This is a genomic window from Candidatus Saganbacteria bacterium (assembly GCA_016223245.1).
Classification (GTDB): Bacteria; Margulisbacteria; WOR-1; order XYC2-FULL-46-14; family XYC2-FULL-37-10; genus JACRPL01.
Genome location: JACRPL010000009.1, coordinates 55,874 through 73,736, shown reverse-complemented (window position 1 = coordinate 73,736; position 17,863 = coordinate 55,874). Strand labels below are relative to the sequence as shown.

The 17,863-nt window shown below is 42.2% G+C and carries 22 protein-coding genes; 6 read left to right on the top strand and 16 right to left on the bottom strand.

The genetic code is table 11. The features are described from left to right. Positions 1 to 25: 25 nt before the first annotated feature. From HZC34_04420 to HZC34_04405, 4 genes are all read right to left on the bottom strand, one after another. Positions 26 to 1,414 (bottom strand): putative DNA binding domain-containing protein, encoded by a 1,389-nt coding sequence (locus HZC34_04420; protein MBI5701077.1) that lies wholly within the window; start codon positions 1,412 to 1,414, stop codon positions 26 to 28. Beyond that, positions 1,411 to 2,592 (bottom strand): glutamine-hydrolyzing carbamoyl-phosphate synthase small subunit, encoded by a 1,182-nt coding sequence (carA, locus tag HZC34_04415; protein ID MBI5701076.1) that lies wholly within the window; start codon positions 2,590 to 2,592, stop codon positions 1,411 to 1,413. Before carA ends, HZC34_04420 begins: the two co-directional genes overlap by 4 nt. After that, a complete protein-coding gene (locus HZC34_04410; GenBank protein MBI5701075.1) occupies positions 2,592 to 4,604 on the bottom strand; it encodes an APC family permease in 2,013 nt (670 codons plus the stop codon). Before HZC34_04410 ends, carA begins: the two co-directional genes overlap by 1 nt. An 82-nt stretch (positions 4,605 to 4,686) precedes the next feature. Beyond that, positions 4,687 to 4,989: a hypothetical protein gene (locus HZC34_04405; protein ID MBI5701074.1), complete on the bottom strand. Its 303-nt coding sequence runs from the start codon at positions 4,987 to 4,989 to the stop codon at positions 4,687 to 4,689. A 103-nt stretch (positions 4,990 to 5,092) separates the two neighbouring features. On the opposite strand from HZC34_04405, the gene HZC34_04400 reads away from it, so the two are divergent. Then, the gene (locus HZC34_04400) at positions 5,093 to 5,296 is read left to right on the top strand and encodes a hypothetical protein (GenBank protein ID MBI5701073.1); all 204 of its coding nucleotides are present in this window, start codon (positions 5,093 to 5,095) and stop codon (positions 5,294 to 5,296) included. Next, positions 5,278 to 5,928 (top strand): nucleotidyl transferase AbiEii/AbiGii toxin family protein, encoded by a 651-nt coding sequence (locus HZC34_04395; GenBank protein MBI5701072.1) that lies wholly within the window; start codon positions 5,278 to 5,280, stop codon positions 5,926 to 5,928. Before HZC34_04400 ends, HZC34_04395 begins: the two co-directional genes overlap by 19 nt. Positions 5,929 to 6,126: 198 nt before the next feature. Here the strand turns inward: HZC34_04395 and HZC34_04390 are convergent, their stop codons facing one another. After that, positions 6,127 to 6,288, bottom strand: coding sequence for a hypothetical protein (locus HZC34_04390; protein ID MBI5701071.1), 162 nt, complete (start codon positions 6,286 to 6,288; stop codon positions 6,127 to 6,129). Continuing rightward, the gene (locus HZC34_04385) at positions 6,275 to 6,586 is read right to left on the bottom strand and encodes a nucleotidyltransferase domain-containing protein (GenBank protein MBI5701070.1); all 312 of its coding nucleotides are present in this window, start codon (positions 6,584 to 6,586) and stop codon (positions 6,275 to 6,277) included. Before HZC34_04385 ends, HZC34_04390 begins: the two co-directional genes overlap by 14 nt. A 184-nt stretch (positions 6,587 to 6,770) precedes the next feature. On the opposite strand from HZC34_04385, the gene HZC34_04380 reads away from it, so the two are divergent. Next, on the top strand, positions 6,771 to 7,319 hold the full coding sequence (locus tag HZC34_04380; protein ID MBI5701069.1) for a hypothetical protein: 549 nt from the start codon (positions 6,771 to 6,773) through the stop codon (positions 7,317 to 7,319). On the opposite strand, the gene HZC34_04375 is transcribed toward HZC34_04380, so the two are convergent. The 9 genes from HZC34_04375 to HZC34_04335 all read right to left on the bottom strand — a co-directional run bounded on the left by HZC34_04375 (position 7,303) and on the right by HZC34_04335 (position 13,599). After that, positions 7,303 to 7,557, bottom strand: coding sequence for a hypothetical protein (locus HZC34_04375; GenBank protein ID MBI5701068.1), 255 nt, complete (start codon positions 7,555 to 7,557; stop codon positions 7,303 to 7,305). The two genes, HZC34_04380 and HZC34_04375, sit on opposite strands and share 17 nt — an antisense overlap. Further along, complete coding sequence (gene atpD / locus HZC34_04370; GenBank protein ID MBI5701067.1) at positions 7,554 to 8,942, bottom strand: F0F1 ATP synthase subunit beta; 1,389 nt, start codon at positions 8,940 to 8,942, stop codon at positions 7,554 to 7,556. Before atpD ends, HZC34_04375 begins: the two co-directional genes overlap by 4 nt. A 3-nt stretch (positions 8,943 to 8,945) precedes the next feature. Continuing rightward, a complete protein-coding gene (locus HZC34_04365; GenBank protein MBI5701066.1) occupies positions 8,946 to 9,773 on the bottom strand; it encodes a F0F1 ATP synthase subunit gamma in 828 nt (275 codons plus the stop codon). Next, positions 9,766 to 11,271, bottom strand: coding sequence for a F0F1 ATP synthase subunit alpha (locus HZC34_04360; protein ID MBI5701065.1), 1,506 nt, complete (start codon positions 11,269 to 11,271; stop codon positions 9,766 to 9,768). The genes HZC34_04365 and HZC34_04360 overlap by 8 nt, the downstream gene beginning before the upstream one ends. Beyond that, positions 11,268 to 11,804, bottom strand: coding sequence for an ATP synthase F1 subunit delta (gene atpH / locus HZC34_04355; protein MBI5701064.1), 537 nt, complete (start codon positions 11,802 to 11,804; stop codon positions 11,268 to 11,270). Before atpH ends, HZC34_04360 begins: the two co-directional genes overlap by 4 nt. After that, positions 11,785 to 12,270 (bottom strand): F0F1 ATP synthase subunit B, encoded by a 486-nt coding sequence (gene atpF / locus HZC34_04350; GenBank protein MBI5701063.1) that lies wholly within the window; start codon positions 12,268 to 12,270, stop codon positions 11,785 to 11,787. The genes atpH and atpF overlap by 20 nt, the downstream gene beginning before the upstream one ends. 72 nt (positions 12,271 to 12,342) lie before the next feature. Further along, entirely contained in the window at positions 12,343 to 12,561 is a 219-nt protein-coding gene (atpE, locus tag HZC34_04345) for a F0F1 ATP synthase subunit C (GenBank protein ID MBI5701062.1), read from the bottom strand. A gap of 94 nt (positions 12,562 to 12,655) precedes the next feature. After that, entirely contained in the window at positions 12,656 to 13,408 is a 753-nt protein-coding gene (gene atpB, locus HZC34_04340) for a F0F1 ATP synthase subunit A (GenBank protein ID MBI5701061.1), read from the bottom strand. Then, the gene (locus tag HZC34_04335; protein ID MBI5701060.1) at positions 13,405 to 13,599 is read right to left on the bottom strand and encodes an AtpZ/AtpI family protein; all 195 of its coding nucleotides are present in this window, start codon (positions 13,597 to 13,599) and stop codon (positions 13,405 to 13,407) included. The genes atpB and HZC34_04335 overlap by 4 nt, the downstream gene beginning before the upstream one ends. Positions 13,600 to 13,797: 198 nt before the next feature. On the opposite strand from HZC34_04335, the gene HZC34_04330 reads away from it, so the two are divergent. From HZC34_04330 to HZC34_04320, 3 genes are read left to right on the top strand one after another with little or no spacing between them, the layout of a single operon-like run. Next, positions 13,798 to 15,672 (top strand): hypothetical protein, encoded by a 1,875-nt coding sequence (locus HZC34_04330; protein ID MBI5701059.1) that lies wholly within the window; start codon positions 13,798 to 13,800, stop codon positions 15,670 to 15,672. Then, positions 15,669 to 16,085, top strand: a complete 417-nt coding sequence (rimI, locus tag HZC34_04325) for a ribosomal protein S18-alanine N-acetyltransferase (protein MBI5701058.1) — start codon at positions 15,669 to 15,671, stop codon at positions 16,083 to 16,085. Before HZC34_04330 ends, rimI begins: the two co-directional genes overlap by 4 nt. A gap of 31 nt (positions 16,086 to 16,116) precedes the next feature. Next, on the top strand, positions 16,117 to 17,268 hold the full coding sequence (locus HZC34_04320; GenBank protein ID MBI5701057.1) for a hypothetical protein: 1,152 nt from the start codon (positions 16,117 to 16,119) through the stop codon (positions 17,266 to 17,268). Between the two features lie 6 nt (positions 17,269 to 17,274). Here the strand turns inward: HZC34_04320 and HZC34_04315 are convergent, their stop codons facing one another. Further along, entirely contained in the window at positions 17,275 to 17,748 is a 474-nt protein-coding gene (locus tag HZC34_04315) for a hypothetical protein (protein MBI5701056.1), read from the bottom strand. Positions 17,749 to 17,863: the final 115 nt, after the last annotated feature.

Sequence of the window (17,863 nt, the reverse complement as noted above, 5' to 3'; positions counted from 1 at the left end):
GGGAATGGACGTCGCGGTTTCCAAATTATATAATTTCCCAATGTCCGCCCTTATCCGGGCCAACGCGCTTAATAAGCCCTTCTTTCTTCATTTTATTAATATTCCATTCTACCCCTTTAATCGTCAGCTTCGATTCTTCGGCAATCGCCAGAGTCGTTATCGCTGGATCATTCTTTATCAGTCGCAGTATTTTCTCCCTAGTTTTCTCCCTAGTTTTCTCCCTAGTTTTCCGACTCTTTTCTCCAATTGGTTTTTTGGCTTTTTTTAGCGTCACAACGATGCTTGATCCCGTATACTCGAAAACCGGATCCGGCAAACCCCACTCGCGGCACCATCGTACTATTTTATTCGTACCCGAACCAACTTCTTCAACATACTTAATCCAAAAAAATTGCTTGGCAATCAGCGGATTTTGCGGCAGAGATTTATGCTTCCTCGTCAAAGTTTCTGTCGTCCAACCTTCCGGCAATCTCCCCGGATTCCAGAATTCGATCCTGTCATCAAAAATTCTAACCTGGACATTAGCTGTGGACAAATAATCCCTGTGTGCGATCGCATTAGCCAAAGCCTCACGAATAGCTTTTGGCGGATATTCCCATTTCTCCTGTCGTTCCAACTTCCCCGATTCGATCCAGGCAGAAAGAGTGATATGATTAAAAATGAACTTTTCCGCTTCCTGCATTTGGCTGATAATACTTCCAAAAATCGTTTTAAAATCCAACATGTCTTCTGTTGCATCCAACCCCTTGAACCGTAGGCATTTCAATTCGCATTGCGGATAAAAATTATGCGGGGAGTCAAATAAGAGAATAGCGGAATTAGTAAGCTTACTCTTTTTTAAAAGCTTGAGTTTCGTCAAAACTTCCTTAACCGACATTCTCTCGCTTAAATCCAATCCACGCTCGGTTTTCCCTTTAACAATGAATTCCCTGATCAAATTTCGGTCGATATTTTTTAGTGCCGCGCCTTTGCAAACCTGGCTGTCAAAACGAATTTGATCTTTATTCTTATCAATAATTGTTCGTTCATATTCGTCCTTGCTTATCCTTATTGATGATTTTCCCACGCGTTTATAAGGCCGGCCAAACGCCAAAACCAAATGGTCGCGGGATTCTTTTATCTCAAGAATGATTGTTTCCCTTCCGCATATTTTCCTGACGCTTACTTTGGGATGGAGTTTTGGGTCGGTATTTTGGGCGATCTGATTGACTAATTTTTCTATAGTGCCTTTACCTGTTTGAACGCCAAGCACCTTGCCTTCAGGGGATATCCCAACAAATATTCGACCACCATCGGTATTCGCAAAAGCCACCGCCGTTTGTATAATTTCATTTATCTCTGACAGCGATTGCTTCCATTCAATGCCGGTTGATTCGCTTGCGCCAATTAATTTCGATAAGTATTTTGTTTTCATATTCTGCTGATCTTTTGGGCTTCCATCATCTCCACAAACTCATCAAAAAGGTAACTAGCGTCGTGCGGCCCGGGAGCCGCTTCAGGATGATATTGGACCGAAAAAATTGGAAGCTTAAGGTGTCTCATCCCCTCAACCGTATTATCGTTCAAATTAATATGAGTTAGTTCAACTTGTCCTTTAGGAATCGAATCGATATCAACTGCAAATCCGTGATTCTGGGCAGTGATCGCAACTTTACGAGTTTTGAGATCGATGACTGGCTGGTTGCCGCCATGATGTCCGAATTTTAATTTGTAGGTCTTCCCGCCTAAAGCTAATCCCAAAAGCTGGTGGCCAAGGCATATTCCAAAGATCGGTTTCTTGCCAATTAGTTTTTTAATAGTAGCGATCGCATATGTAACTGCAGCAGGATCTGCAGGACCGTTAGATAAAAATATTCCATCGGGATTGCAAGATAGTGCTTCTTCAGCGGTTACAGTGGCAGGAAGCACTGTAACTTTGCATCCCACATTTACAAGACTGTTGAAAATATTAAATTTGGCTCCATAATCAAAAGCTACAACGTTATATTTTTCTCTCCCCCTCACCCTGTCCCTCGACTGTCGCTCGGGACGTCCCTCTCCCTCAGGGAGAGGGAATGAGGGTGAGGGCAGAACTGCATATTTCGAGTCATTCCAGAGATAAGGCTTCTTGCAAGTAACGACTTTTACTAAATCGACACCCTCTACTCCCTTACTTTTCTTGGCTTTATCTACAAGTATTGCGGGATCCGATTCAGTGGTCGATATATAGCCTTTTAGGGCTCCCTTAATTCTTAATTTGCGCGTGACCATTCGAGTATCGATCCCCTCGATCGCGACAATTTTATTTTTTTGAAGATATTCATCGAGTTTAAGTTTGCTTCGGAAATTTGAAGCGATCTTTGAATTTTCACGGACAATAAAAGCTTCTACTTGAGGGGTAATTGATTCGATATCCGCGTCGTTTGTACCGTAATTACCGATAAGAGGATAAGTCATGGTGACGATCTGGCCTTTGTATGATGGATCAGTCAATATCTCTTGGTAGCCCGACAAACTTGTGTTGAAAACGACTTCTCCAGAGGCTGCGCCGCAGTATCCAAAAGATTGGCCGGTTAAAACTGCTCCATCTTCTAAGGCGAGAAATGCTTTCATCAGTCCCTTACTTGCGCTGTCAATTCAATTGGAAGGATGAAAAGAGGAACGCCATCTTTATAAAGGCGTTCCTGCATGGAAAACAGGGTGTAATTGTGCAGGATCTTTGAAACAAATGCATTGTTAGGGAACACGATCTGCCCGCCAAAGAACGTCGCATTTGGATATCGCTTTAATATTTGAGCCGATACGTTCGATATTTCTTCCACCGTATCCGTTCCAAACAAGCCAAAACCTTCCGCGTGGTACCCGTACTTTTTCATGAGATCGATATATCGATGGACTTCTTTTTCAACTTTATTTTTGACCTTCTCCATATCTTCATGGCTGCTAAAAGCTCCGGCATCTATCAAGCCCACCTGGACAAAAATAAAATTCTTGAACGTATTGCCGAAAGACCTAAAAATACTGAAAATTGTTTTGATGCCTACACCTGTAAAGTCTTTTACGAGAATTACGGCTGTCCTGTCATTCGGGTCATATTTACAAACCGTATCGCTGCATGGTGTTATTTGAGGTATGAGCTGGGTCGATTCCACTAAATTTACAATGCTATCCAATTGCCTGACTTGTTTATCGGTCATTACATATATCCTCTTGACAATAATCATAAATACGATCAGCGTCCCTGTTATTGCAAGAGTGATCCATCCGCCTTCGTCAAATTTCATTACGATCATCATGACCAATATAAAGGTAGTTAACATCAATCCGATCCCATTTATCATTATTTTTGATAACCACTGGCCGCCATTTGACTTTTCTTCCCACCAATGCCTGACCATTCCGGCTTGTGACAAGCAGAAAGTTATGAACACATTAATACTGTATAAAACAACGAGGAAACGGACCGATCCTCGGGTCAAGACTAAAACCAAAGTTGACGCGACACCCAAGATCAAAACACCGTTCATCGTGACAAGCCTATCCGAAAGAAGAGCGAATCTTTTAGGAACCCACCTGTCTGCCGCCATATTTGCTATAACTCTCGGCCCGTCCAAGAAACCTGTTTGCGCCGCAACAAAAAGTATGGCGGCTTCGGAAATTAAAGCTAATAGGACAAATACCACGCCGGGAAGTCCAAATCCGGTCGTTACTTTTTCAAATAATACGGCGTTCAATGTCTTGCCGAATTGGGGTTCTACCCGATATAAAGTGTAAGCAAACATTAGTCCCAATACGATCGCCGACAAGGAAATATACATATATCGCATTGTGGCTTTCCCGGTCTTTACTCGTGGTTCGCGAAGGATCGGAAGGCCGTTGCTTACGGCTTCAATACCGGTATAAGTACCTGCTCCCATACTGTATGCCCGCATAAGAAGGAAAAGCACGCCGAATATCCCAAGCTCGGAGACAGAACTTCCAATATCGGATCTTGTTGAGGAGACAACTTGCGAAAAATTCGAAAGATGCGTTGTTAAAGCGTAAATAATGACCAGCGCGTGCGTTACGACAAAAGTCAAGAATATTGGCATTAATATGGCAACAGATTCTTTGACTCCCCTTAAATTCAAGATAATTAGGACAAGTAAAATTAAGACTGCAAAACCAAGCTTAAAGATGATAAAGTTTGGCGGTAAAAAGCTAAAAAACGCATCGGCTCCGCTAGCGACAGATATTGTAATTGTTAGAATATAGTCGATAAGCAAAGCGCTTCCGGCGATCATCCCAATTTTTGGCGACAAAAGCTTGCTTGCGACAAAATACGCGCCGCCGCCATTTGGGAAAAGCTCGATTATTTGGGAATAGCTCGCGCTGATTATAATAATTGTAGCGGCAGACGCCAAAGCAACGATCAGACCCAAATAATGATGCGACCCTAAAGCTAAAAATATTTCTTCAGGGCCGTAACAGGAAGATGACAATCCGTCCGCTCCAAGCCCTACCCAGGCAAAAAAAGCGACCAATGAGATATTGTGCATAGTTGCTTGGTCGATGGGATTTCTGGCTTCTCCGATAAAGGTCCTTTTGATTTTTTCAAAAAATGATAGCTTCTCTAAAGGTTTCATTATAATATTTGTTAATTATAAACCGTTGCGAGTGAAATTTCAAATATTACTTGCAAAAATGAGGATTATTGGCGAGGTTGTATTATTTTGTGATAATCCCATCAAGCCGGTAAAGAATATAAATGCTAATAAAATAAGTCAGAATTATAGCTATAGAATCCCATGAAATCCTCCAGAATAATTTTTTTTCCGAACGGAATATAAGACCCACCACTGCAATACTGGTCAAAACAATAGCCAAAAGAGCTGTAAAAACATGGTTTTGGGAAACATTTGCCAATATAGGGCCCTGTTTATAGAACAGGTCGTCGTAGCGGGAAAGATTTGCTCCCGCATACAAAATAACAAGCGCGCATATTATGAATTGGATCCAGATAATTAACATGGGAATTATGTTACCAGCTTGCAACGAAACTGTCCAGTAATTGATCCGATCTCTCGATTTATGTTAAATTGTATTTTTCTTGACCGCATGATAATATTGTTACATGACTTGGGATTATGCGAAAAAAGAATATGATAATCAGGCGAAAGCTGATCCTGTTTGGCAACTGGAGAGGATCATAAACTTCGGGCCAAATGAAGGCGAGAAAATAAACGGCGATCTTCTAAAGAAATATTTCACAAAACTAAAAATACCCGATAACCGCAGGGATTTTCTGGAGCTTCTTTTATGGAACAAGCCATTTTAACCCCTTCCCAAAATAAATTCATCGATGCCGTAAGCCGGGAACAGAACTTGGCCAATTTTTATTTAAGCGGAGGAACTGCGCTGTCTGCCTATTATTTAAACCATCGGTTGTCAGATGACCTGGATTTTTTCACGTCAGACGAGCCGGACAAGATATCCCTCCACGGATTCGCGAAAAAAATGAAAACTGCTATCGGAGCCGCTTCCGTCCGATTTGAGCGATTGTATGATAGAAATCTCTTTTTTTTCAAGATGGGAAGCGAAGAGCTTAAGGTAGAATTCAGTCGATACCCTTTTGCGCAATTCAATAAGCCAGAAATAAAAGACGGTATAAAGATCGACAGCTTGCGCGATATATCGGCCAACAAGTTAATGGCGCTTTTGGACAGGTTTGATCCCAAAGATTTCGTCGACCTTTATTTTATCTTAAAAACATCGAAATTGGAGAATATCCGTAAAGACGCTGAGAAAAAATTTGCGGTCAAAATAAGCAGCCTATTTCTGGGCGGAGAACTCGCAAAGGTCAAAAGGATCGTAGCTTTGCCCAAAATGATCAAGCAGATAACTATTGAAGAATTAAAACACTTTTTTTCCGACCAGGCTGAAGAGCTTAGGCCGAACATTATTGAATGATCTAAGTTTTTAGCTGATCAATTTTATACCCGCAGCCATTTATAAAAGCAGGTCTCTCGAAGTAATCAAGAATCGGGTAATTGCGGCAGATCGGCGGGCGGAATCTATAATTCGTACACTCCCATGTTTTTCCCTTGTGAATACACGAAAAGCTGCATGATCGAGTTGTTTGCCTGCCACGATGTTAAATTGGGGCAGTTAAATAAGCTTATGAACAATTTTGCTGATACGGCAAAATTTATTGTAAACCGCAAAATAAATAATAATATCGGCATGGCCCTTTTCTTTGATCAATAGATCTGCAGTGTCGGCATCATGGGAAGCAAGTACAAGCCATTCTTTTATATCAATTTCGTTCATAAAGTTTTTTGCTTTTAATGGTTATTTCCCGCCAAAAATTCAGCCCGCTTTTTGCCTTTAATCCTTTTGATGAAGTTACCAGTAGATCAAGGCCAAAATCCCTTGGGAAAAGGGATTTGCTGATCTCTAAGGCCAAAGCTTTTTTATCTCGATTTGAATCATCGATGACAAGGATATCAAGATCGCTTGAATTGGTGGCTTTGCCCAATGCATAACTTCCAAAAAGATATATCTTATTTGGATTAGCTTTTATTTTAATTGTTTCGGCTATTTCTTTGATTTTTTCTTGGCTTAACATATTTTCTCCTATAAAAAATCTTACCATAAGCGGTATTGATTTGGAAGTATTAATAAAAGTTATCGGGACAACAGAGGATCAGGATTGGGATTAGGATCAGGTTTCGGGCCTGTTGCCCTGATCATCTGATAATCTTCCCACTGATATCCTGATACACTATTTACTTAAATGATATAATATCTACATGTTCAATTTTTTTTCAATATTTTTCAAAAGAAAACCGGCGCCAAAAGTACTGGAAGTCGATGATTCTGGGGCCGGTTCTTTATATGGCGGGATGATAATCCTTGTAACCGATGGATTGAACGATTATTACAGGGAAGTATCCCTAAAGATTTTCGCGATAAAAGATAAAATAAGACGGACAAAAAGCGTAAAACAAGAGGTCGCAAAGATCGTCCACGAAGGTGGAAGAAAATTCAACGCAAACAAAAAAGAAACCGAATTCCATATATGCCAAGGAAATACTTTTGACTTAACGGAAGAAGCCCTTAAAAAAGATAAATTCAAAGTCAAAAGACAAAAGATCGAAGGAAGGACAAACTTAAGAGCGGAAGAGTTATTTGCCCATTTACTTGCGACAAAATATGATGTCAAGGATTATGATTTCGTCCACTATAAGAAAGAAAACCTTAGGCAATACGAGCTTCTAAGAAAAAGAAGAGACTTTGATCATGTTAAAGTAAACTCTAACGGCGTTGAGCAGATAAAGAGAGCTACTGTTTCGGATTAATAAAAACGTGCACGGCTTCGCGATCGACTTTTACAAACCCCGACGGCGAATCAAAATGTTTTATAGTTCCGTCAGGCAATATTAATTCGATCTTGCCCTCTTGAAGCTCATTGATGTATGGCACATGTTTTGGCTCTATCTCAACCCATCCATCGATCGCTTTACACTTCAAGCTTTTAACCTGTCCCCCGAACAATTCTTTCTCAAGGCTCCATACTTTTAGCTCAAATTGGCTCATGCTTTAAATGTCTTTGCCTTTTCAATTACATCTTCTATCGTTCCAACCATGTAGAAAGCTTGTTCAGGTAAATTATCATGCTTACCCTCAAGTATTTCTTTAAACCCTTTGACAGTATCCGCGATCTTTACAAATTTCCCGGGAATCCCTGTAAACCTTTCGGCAACAGAGAACGGCTGAGATAAAAATCGCTGGATCTTACGAGCGCGCTGGACTATTAACTGGTCTTCTTCGGGAAGCTCTGAAATACCAAGGATCGCTATAATATCTTCAAGCTCTTTATATCTCTGCAATACTTCCTGTGTTCTCAATGCTACTTTGTAATGCTCATCGCCTATTACATCAGGATCAAGAATTCTCGAAGTTGAAGCTAGAGGATCAACCGCCGGATAAATACCAATTTCTACGATCTTGCGGGACAATACCGTTGTTGCATCAAGATGCGCGAATGTCGCGGCCGCCGCTGGATCTGTAATATCGTCCGCCGGAACATAGACCGCTTGGACCGATGTAATTGACCCGTTCACTGTTGAAACTATTCTTTCTTCGAAGCGTCCGATCTCCGCTTGAAGCGTTGGCTGATAACCTACGGCCGATGGAAGACGGCCCAAAAGTGTGGATACTTCCGATCCTGCTTGAACGAATCGGAAAATATTATCGACAAAGAAAAGGACATCCTTATTCTCTTTGTCCCTGAAATATTCCGCAAGGGTTAAGGCCGAAAGCCCCGCGATCATACGAGCGCCCGGAAGTTCACACATCTGGCCGAACACGAGCGCCGTGCTTCCTAAAACTCCTGATTCTTTCATTTCAAGATAAAGATCGTTCCCCTCTCTAGTCCTTTCACCGACACCTCCGAATACTGAAATACCTTGGTGCTGTTTTGCCATGTTGTGTATTAGTTCCATGATGATAACTGTTTTTCCAACCCCGGCGCCGCCAAACAACCCGGTTTTTCCACCTTTGGAATATGGAGCCAAAAGATCGATAACTTTAATACCCGTCTCAAATATCTCCCGGCGAGAGATAATTTTTTCAAGAGGAGGAGGATCACGCCTGATCGGGGCTAAATTCGGGTTCTCGATCGGCGCGCCATTGTCGATCGGCTCGCCCAAAACATTGAACATGCGGCCCAATGTAATGTTTCCGACCGGAACGGATACTACTCGCTCAAGATCTATTACTTTCGCTCCGCGCTTTAATCCATCGGTCGATTGGAACGCGACAGCACGGACTATTCCGCCTTCAAGCTGCATTGAAACTTCCGATAATACTTCAGGATTTTCCGTTCTTAGGGTCGATCTGATATTTGGGACTTTGCCTGGAGGGAACTGCACATCCAAAACCGGTCCGATTATTTGTACTATCTTTCCTTCATTTGCCATTGTCTATTCTTCTCCCCCTTTTAGAGATTCAAAAGAGCTCGTGATTTCCGTGAGCTCCGATGTGATCATTGCCTGTCTTGCTTTATTTATCCTGATACTTAGCTCGGAGATAAGGTCTTTAGCGCTGTCCGTTGCGCCTTTAACAATTACCATCCTTGCATTAAGTTCGCCAAGCTCCGACTCGACTATGCATTTGCATAGGATCGATATCAAATAATGGTTAAGCAAAGAATCTTTTATTTCATCGCGGCTAGGCTCAACAACATATTGATCGGACGGCTCCCCCGATCCCCTAAACGGAAGTATTTTTATTATTTTTGGCTTCTGTGAAAGGATCGATACGAATTCATTATATGCAATGTGGACTTCGCCTTTTTTTTCTTCATGCCATTTTAAAATGATTTTTGCGGCCGCCGCCAAATTCTCAAAGCTTGAATTTTTTATCACATCAAAGTCTTCGGAAAAAACATCAAATCCTTTTCGGGATAGTTTGCGGAGATTTTTTCCCAGAATGAACAACGAGATATTTTTCGTAGTCTGCGCCTTAAAAGACAAAAGAGAATTGACTATCTTGTCGTTAAAGTTGCCGCAAAACCCTTTATTGGTCCCAATTGCAATAACAAGTACTTCATTTGATTTTTTATCTGTTTCACTGCCTGAAATTACGGCTTCGGCCATCTCTTTTACGGCTTCCGCATAGCTTGCGGTATGCAAATGGTGGATCTTCGCTTTGTGGAGCTTTGCCGCTGTAATGAGCATGATCGCGCTCATGACCGAATCCAAGCTCTTAATGGTCTTATGCCTGTTCTTTAGGGCTAAAACGTCAGACATTAAAACCTTCCTTGAATTTTGTGATAGCTTCCTTCAATTTGGCGTTTGTCTCTTTTGTGATATCGTTTGACTTCTTGATATCATCGATTATTTGAGGATATGAATGTTTCATAAAGTTCAAGAAGTCTTTTTCGAATGTTTTGATCTTAGGGATAGGAATTTCATCTAAAAAGCCATTAACAGCCGCGAACAATATAAGGACTTGATCGACGAAATGCATCGGCTGGTGCTTTCCCTGCTTCAAAACTTCCGTCACTACCTGTCCTCGAAGAAGCTGGGCTTTAGTTTCTTTGTCGATATCCTCGGAGAATAATGAGAACTGGACTTTTTCCCTATATTGGGCAAGATCGATCCTCAAAGTTCCGGCTACTTTTCTCATAGCTTTTGATTGTGCGGCGCCGCCCACGCGAGATACTGATACGCCGGCATTGACTGCAGGACGAATGCCCGCGTTAAATAGGTCGGATATCAAGAATATCTGGCCGTCGGTAATTGATATTACGTTTGTCGGAATATACGCCGATACGTCGCCAAGCTGTGTTTCGATAACAGGAAGAGCCGTCATTGATCCGCCGCCAAGTTTGTCGGATAGTTTTGCCGCGCGCTCAAGCAATCTTGAATGGAGATAGAAAACATCTCCGGGATACGCTTCGCGTCCGGGAGGCCTTCGTAAAAGAATTGAGATCATTCGATAGGATTGCGCGTGTTTTGTAAGATCATCATAGATCACAAGAACATCTTTTCCGTTGTACATAAATTCTTCGGCCATAGCGCATCCGGTGAATGGCGCTAGATACTGAAGAGCTGCCGGATCGGATGCAGGAGCGGTTACTACGATCGTGTAATCCATCGCTCCTTCTTGCTTCAACTTTTCGATTATCTGCAAGACAGAAGATGTTTTCTGCCCGATCGATACATAGATACAAATAACGTTCTCGGTTTTTTGATTTAAAATAGTATCGATCAAAAGAGTTGTCTTGCCGGTCGATCTGTCGCCGATTATCAATTCCCTTTGGCCTCGTCCAATGGGGACCAAAGCGTCAACGACTTTAATACCTGTCTGCAAAGGATTTACAACCGGAGTTCTCTCGATGACTTGAGGCGCCAATCGCTCGATCGGTCGGAATTTATCTGTTTTTATATCGCCCTTGCCGTCGACCGGAACGCCAACGCCGTTAACAACACGGCCGATCAGTTCTTCACCTACCGGAACTTGCATGACGCGGCCCGTAACTTTAGCCCAAGAGCCTTCTTTAACTGCCGTGTGTGCGCCAAGTATTACCGCGACTATTTCGTCCCGCTCCAAGTTAAGTACCAACCCAAATACATCATTCGGGAATTCGATCATACCGCCGGCCAAAGCCTGCGGAAGACCTTTGATGCGCGCGATCCCGTCCCCGGATTCGACGACCTTCCCTATCTGCTCGACTTTGACGGTGGATTCAAAATCCATTATCCTTTTTTTGATTATGTCCGAAATATTCCCTTTTTCATTCATTTTTGTATCCCTCTTTTTAATTGATCCAGCCGGCCTTTTAAGCTCGCGTCGATGACCGTCCCGTCTATTTTCTTAACAATATACCCTCCTAAAATTGAAGGGTCTATTCTTACTTTAAAATCCAAACGCTTACCTGTTTCTTTATTTGCGACAAATTTCTCTATTTGCCCTAAGATCGCAGGGGCTGCATTTTCGGACAATATCAATTCGGCAAGATCCAAATCCTCTTTTTCCGCCAAAAATCTCGTATATTTTTCTGATACGCTTGAAAATATGTCCATTTCTTCGTTTTCTATCAGTAGATCGATGAAACTTATGAACATTTTGCTCTTTGGCTTAAATATCTCGCCGACAAATTTTTTCCTATTCTCCCGATCGATCGAGATATCTTCAAACAGCAATTTCGCGCCGTAATTGCCGTCGAGAATTTTCTTGAACGAATAAAGATCGTCTTCGATCAACCTTTGCTCATTGTTTTTTTTCGCGACTTCGTATAGCTTTTCGAGATCTATCTCAAATGTTCTTTGCTTCACCAATTGTCTCCATGATCATTCTTTCATTATCGGCCTTTTTGACTTCACGGCCAAGAACGCGGCTCGCCGCCTGGACTATAAGGTCCGCGCCAACTTCTTTTATCTCTTTGAGCATCTTATTTTTAGAAGCCTCGATCTCGGACCGTGCTTGGTCCATGATCGATTGGGCTTCTTTTTTAGCCCTATCTTCGGCTTCTTTCAATAAGATCTGCGACTCGCCTTTAGACTTCTCGATTATCTGGTCGGCAGCCTTGAAGGCCTCGTCCATTTTCTTCTTATACTCGAGGATCATGTTTTCGGCATTGGCTTGCGCTTTCACCGCTTCCTCCAAAGAAGATCTTATCTGCGCCTCCCTTTTTTCGATAATATCGAGCAAAGGAGGCAGGAGCAATTTGTATAACAGGGCGACTAATATCGCGAACGATACCGTCGTCCAAATAATAAGACCCGGTTCAAATTCCAACATAATTTATACCCTTTTTTAAGGGGAACCTGCGAGTAAACCCTGCCTGCCGGCAGGCACGGCTCGCGGTTCCTACTACTTGGTTACTAGGATCAAGCTTATGACCAACGCGTAAAGCGCAATTGCTTCGATGAACGATATTGCGATGATCATGCTGATCCTTATATTGTTCGATGCTTCAGGCTGTCTCCCCATGGCTTCCATGGCTTTTGACGCCAAAAGTCCGATACCAAGACCTGTTCCCAAAGCCGCAAGACCGATCGCTATCGCCGCACTTAGATATGAAAAATTCATTTTTCCCCCTCCTTTATTCCTCATCCAATCTTTCACCCCCATCCCCTATCCCCTTCCCCCTTAATAAGGGGGAAGGGGAAAAAGGGGTTAGGGGTCAATGTTCCGTCTTAAGAGCTGAACCGATATAAAAAGCCGACAAAAAAGTAAAAATAAATGCTTGTATAAAAGCAACGAATACTTCAAACAAAGAAATAATTAAATTCCCGAATAGTGACCCAGGGATGATCCAATACGACTTAAATACAAAGATCAACCCTACAATGCTTAACATTACCACATGTCCCGCGAAAAGGTTGGCAAAAAGCCTGATCGCAAGGGAGAACGGCCTTACAAGCTGGCCAACGATCTCGATCGGAAAAAGAAAGATAAGTATAGGAAGAGGAATGCCTGATGGCGCCAAGGACAATAAATATTTTTGGGTCCCATGCTTGTAAACGCCTACGATATGCGTCGCCAAAAATACGACAAAAGCTAAAGATGCGGTAAAGTTTATGTTTGCGGTTGGCGGCGTGGCACCGGGGATCGCCCCCAATAGATTACAGAAAAAGATCAAAGAAAATATAGCACAGAAAAAAGGGAGCCATTTTTTATCGCCGAGTGACGGCTCAAGCGGTTCCCACAACACCGTTAAATATATTTCCGCGAAATTCTGGACTTTGTGCGGGATGCTTTTTACTTTGCGGCTGGCGATAAAGAAAAAAAGAATTATTAGGAACATCGCCCCCCACATAACCAGTATCTGGTTAGTTATCGAAATATCGACGCCAAATGCGTGCAAAGGAAAGACATCTTTTGCCGCCAAATGTTCGATCGTATTCATTTGCCCGTGCGATTCTGTCGCGCTCATTTTATATTGTTTGCTTCCTTATAAATATTCCACATTCCGACAATTGAGCCCAGTACTACCCCTACAAATATTCCCCAGGGGGTTGTTTTTAAGAACTCATCAACCTTGTAGCCTACAAAGGCCAGAAGGACCACAGAAACCGCAAGCTCAAGGCCAAGTGAGGCACCTTGCATAAGATCGGTTCTTTTCACTGATTTATTATACAATGGATCATTTTAAATTCAAAGCAGAAAAAAGCTCCTAGTGAGCCTGAGACTAAACGTCTCGGCTTCACTTTCTGGAAACCGCGAACCGTGCCTGCCGGCAGGCAGGGTTTACTCGCAGGTTTCCAGAAAAATGTGTTTGACTTATGCATGGAATTTCCTATACTTAAGGCAATAAAGATCATAATGAAAAAATATTTAATATTTACATTGTTGGTCATAGGGAGTTGGTCATTGGTCATTATCCCCAAGGCATTTGCCAACCTCTATCCGATCGGAATAACGCCGCTCAAGATGGACATTTCAAGCCGCGCAATATCATTAGGCGGAGCGATGACCGCGGTTCCCGATATCGATTCCCAATTTTACAACCCGGCTTGTCTTCCTTGGGCGAAGGGAATTTCGGTTGATCTGAAGGATTTGAACAATATTTCGGCCTCCCAAGCCTATCCTTTGGGCAACAACATGTCAATCGGGCTATCTTTCGCTTCGAACATGTATCAAGGGCTTTTGACATCAAATGGGACTACTGTCCAAACCTCTGGAAGCACGATCGTTCTAGCTTTCAGTTCAAAATTAAGCTCCGTCCCATTTTTCCCAGAAGATATCTCAAGCAATATAGGGATAGGCGCCTCTTTAAAATATTTGCTGAACCAAAATTTCAGCGAAACAGGAAGTGTGGACAAAACAGGTTCCGGATATGACATTGATGCCGGCATCTATGCAAAAATCCTAAGATGGCTTTCGGCCGGGGTTTCCGGGCACAATATCCTTCCGAACGGAGCGCTTGGCGGAGGAGTAATCACATGGACAGGCATATCAGGCAAAGAAGGCATCCCCGCTTATATTAGAATAGGGACGGCCGCAAAAATAATCGGGGATTTATATTCGCCAATCTATGCCGAAGGACATGAATTGCTCCTTTCGGGTGATTTTGAAAAATACGCAAATTTCAACCGTTCAATTACAAGCGCTGGCCTCGAATATGCCTTCCAAAACAATATCTTTTTAAGAGGCGGGATAAAATCCTTAAACGCCGCCCAAAATTATTCTTATTTCGGCCTTGGATATAAAGCGGAAGGATGGGGAATAAATTTGTTAACGGGCGTTGACCCTGTAACCTTAAATAATTCTACATATTTTAATATCTTTTACCTGCCGGAAAAATGGTTTTTCCTGCCAAACCCGATTGAAAATCTTCTTCCAGCGGACAATTTTGAGACATACCAGAAAACTGTTGAAGTGACAGGCATCGCCAAAAGGGACATTGCGATTAATATAAATAAAAAGCCTGCCATAATCGATCCCGGCTTAACATTTAAATATCTTTACAGCTTGGAGCCCGGGCCAAATTTAATAACCATTGAAAGCATTTATGAAGCCGAACATATCTATAAATCGATAAGCGTTCTTAGGAAAAAACCGCCGGTAAATCCCTTTGCAAACTTGAATATTTTTAATAATTTTTCGGTTGACGCCCAGCAGGTCGCAATAAAAGGAAGGCTTATGGGCGATGCGAATGCGGTACAGTTGAACGGCGAGGGGCTGCCCCTTTCAACCGACCTGGTTTTTGAAAAGTCGATCCCGCTCAACATAGGAGAAAACAATATCGTTTTCACGGTTTATTTTGGCGGCGAGAAAGCGGATTACAAATACTTGGTTTATAGGACAACTCCCTTAGCTCATGCTATGCCTGAAATAGAAGAGCCTCCCCCACCCCAAAAAATCGCCAAAAACGTTAAAACAAAACACAAGAAAAAACACAGGAAGTACAAATCAATTAAAACGGCAAAGATGCGAAGCTTCGCAGAGATACGGGAACTGATACTGAAGAAGACGGGTTTTGCGATTAAGGGTCCGGCAAAATTCAAGATGTCGGGATATTTTGGAGTATACGTATTATCCGATTACCAGTTCCTTGTGCTTCGCGACTTGAAGAACGGACTCATCGCGATCGAATATTACGAAACAAAGCACAAAACATGGAAGACGCTTGCAAAAGCTGCATACAGCGAGCTTCTAATGTTTAAAACAACCGAAATCGAAGACGGGACGGAATGATAATTGTAAAAGCAAAAAAGAACGACCTTGAAAGCATATCCGAAATAGAGAACCATTCTTTTTCAACCCCGTGGCCGCAAGATCAGCTGGAAGAATGCCTAGATAGGACTTACATTGCGCAAGAAAATGGAAAGACCAAAGGCTTCATCTGCATAGATAAGGCATTTGATGAAGTCCATATCCTCCATATGGCGGTGCATAATGAGCACAGAAGAAAAGGCATCGGCAAAAAATTGATCGAATATGCCATGTCGTTTGGCGGCAATAAATTATTCTTGGAAGTCAGGGAAAGCAATTTGCAAGCGATCAAACTTTATGAAAGTTTTGGGTTCAAGACAATATCAAGGCGGAAAAAATACTACCAGGACAACGACGAAGGCGCCCTCATAATGGAATTAAAAAAAACAAACTGAAATCGCAAATTTTATCTTTCGATGAAATAATATGGCAGAAGCAATTGAAATCGCATCTAATCCTAAGCCTCGATTTAAGGCTGTAAAGCATGCGCCTAAACCTAAACAAAAAAACGATGGGAACCTTTATATGTTTTTTGGAGTGAACCATTTGGTCCCCCAACAACATGAATTCTTTAAAGAGCTTGCGGAAGAAGGCAGAAAAGATACCACAACAGGACCGCGCTCCGACTTTATAGCCCTTGAAAGCTTTTGGGCAGGCGGACCTGAAAGCCCCTCTCCGAAAGATCTGGACGCAAAAATAAAATCACGTTCTGATGAGGCTCTCTCCCACTGCCAATTCGACCAAACGAAGCCTGTCGAAAATTATATTAAAACAGGAGATCCAGACACATATTGGTACTTGCATAAATGCATAAACAATTTTCCGCCGGTAAAACTTTATGGAATAGATAAAATGATAATGGATATTCTTGATACCGCAAGAAATTCACAAACAGACGACAATCCAAGCCAAACGTATCGATTTTTCCCTGCCGACTTAAGCCCGGTAACGCAGATCGAATATGCCGGAATATTCCCGAATATCATTTCAATGGAAGCAAGAGAATCTTTTTCGGCCGAATATTTGAGGGCTAAGCTTGCCGGAAAGCCCTCGCCAAATTCTCCCCCATTTAAAACTAAACAAGCATATAAGGAATATTTAAAAGCGAATGCAAGGCAAACCCATGCTCTAAATAGCCTTCCAAAAGACGAGATCGCGCTAAGAGCTTTATTTGAAAGCGCCCGCAAATCTGGAAATGTGATCTTTGGGCTTGCAGGAATACAAGCATATCTTGCAAAACAAGTTGAGGAATTTAAATCTTCAAATACCGGAAAAGCGGGCTATATAATGTGGGGAAGCTCGCATGTTGAAAAGTTTGGATCGCCAAAATACGTATCCAAAAACGACAGATCTCTCTCTATTATTCTAAACGGAGGGAGATATGATCCAGACCTTTCATTTGACAAAGTTATAAGGGATATGGGGCTAGAAGACCAAATGTTCGCATGGATACTGCCTTCCGGCACAAGAGACGCGGATGTAATAATTCATCTTCCCATAAACGGATCGGACCCCATAAATGCGGAACCGCCCCCTTCGTTTTTAGAACCGAAGGGGGCGATCACTTATTTGAGATAATAAATATTACCAGACTATAGGCGGTTCTGAATTAAGTTTTTCGAGCATCATTGCTTCAGCTTTTGCTTCAGGATCATTCAATCCATTTCTATTAATTTCACTAGGCACATTTTTACCTTTAACTCCATTATTATTATTTAGATATTGCTTGCCAACTTCTCCGCCAGCAGTTGAATTCCCGGGTTCACTCTTTTTACCGCCAAAAATCGCGTCTGCAGCTGCCTGTGCCAGTTCAGCTTCTTCTTTCACGGCTCTTGTATATGCTTCCTTCCAATCTTTTGGCGCATTTGGTCCGGGCTTATCCCTTAATAAGGCGGTCCTGACATCTGCGGGCATATATCCGGGTTTCCCGTTCCACTCGGCATGATGCACAAATACTGGATCTGCGGACGGTTTTGCGCGCAATGCACCATTCTCAATTGCCTTTCTAACAAATGGATTAGATTTTTTCGGTCCTTGTACTGCTCCTGGTTCTGACATATTTATTACCTCCATATTGTGGGCATTGATGCCTCACACTTATTAATCGGAATGGCGGCCGAAAAACTTGCATAAGAAATATTGAAAAAAATATAATGAAATTTCCTTATTTTCC